At 75.5% G+C, this 984-nt stretch carries 1 protein-coding gene; it reads right to left on the reverse strand.

The window, feature by feature from the left end:
* Positions 1–984: S41 family peptidase (locus HMPREF0731_RS21815; RefSeq protein ID WP_157136284.1), on the reverse strand; the 984-nt coding region annotated here is incomplete at both ends.

Below are 984 nucleotides of genomic sequence, written 5' to 3' on the forward strand. Positions count from 1 at the left end.
GCGCGGCGCTGGCGCTGCAGCACGGCGCCCATCGGCGCCATGCCCGCGCCCAGGGCCTGCAACGCGCCGCGCAGCGCCTCCTGCCCCAGAGAGGTGCACAGCGCCGGCAGCACGCCCAGCCCCTGCACCGGCCAGCCCGCCGGCGCCAGGACGCGGGACCAGGAGATCAGCACCTCCGCCCCGTTGGAGAGGGGGATGACCACCTGGATCAGCCCCTTGCCCAAGGTGGCGCTGCCCACCACCACGGCGCGGCCGCGATCGCCGAGCGCGGCGGCGACGATCTCGGCGGCGCTGGCGGTGCGGCCGTCGACCAGCACCACCAGCGGCCTTCCCTGCGCCAGGTCGGTGCCGGCGGCGTCCCAGACCCGGCGGGCATCCGGGTGGCGGCCGACGCTCTGCGCCACCAGCCCATCCGACAGGAAGGCATCGGCCACGCTCATCGCCTGGCTCAGCACACCGCCGCGATTGCCGCGCAGGTCGAGCACCAGCCCGCGCGGCGGGGCCGGGGCGGCGAAGGCATTGGCCAGCGCCTCGCTCAGCTCCTCGGTGGTGTTGGCCGAGAAGATGGGCAGGCGCATCCACAGGATGCCGTCCTGCACCTCGGTCAGCAGCGGCTGCAGCGCCTGGCTGGCGCGGCGCAGCACCACGCGCAGCCGCTGGCTGCCACGGCGCAGTTCCAGCGCCACCTCGCTGCCGGGCGGACCCTCCAGCATCTCGGCCGCCAGGATGATGCGGCGGGCGCTGACCGGCACGCCGTCGATGCTGTGCAGCTCATCCCCCTCGCGCAGCCCGGCACGGGCGGCCTCGCCCTCCGGCTGCAGCGTGGCGATCACCAGCCGGTCGCGCGCGCCGGCGGCGACGCGCAGGCCAAGCCCGGACTGGCCGACGCGCCGTTGCCGCGCCTGCCACGCCTCGTCGGCGGTGATGTAGCGGCTATAGGGGTCGAGATGGTTGAACACCTCCTCGAAGCCGGCCTGCAGCACC

Origin of the sequence: Pseudoroseomonas cervicalis ATCC 49957, from assembly GCF_000164635.1 — a bacterium.
GTDB lineage: Bacteria > Pseudomonadota > Alphaproteobacteria > Acetobacterales > Acetobacteraceae > Pseudoroseomonas > Pseudoroseomonas cervicalis.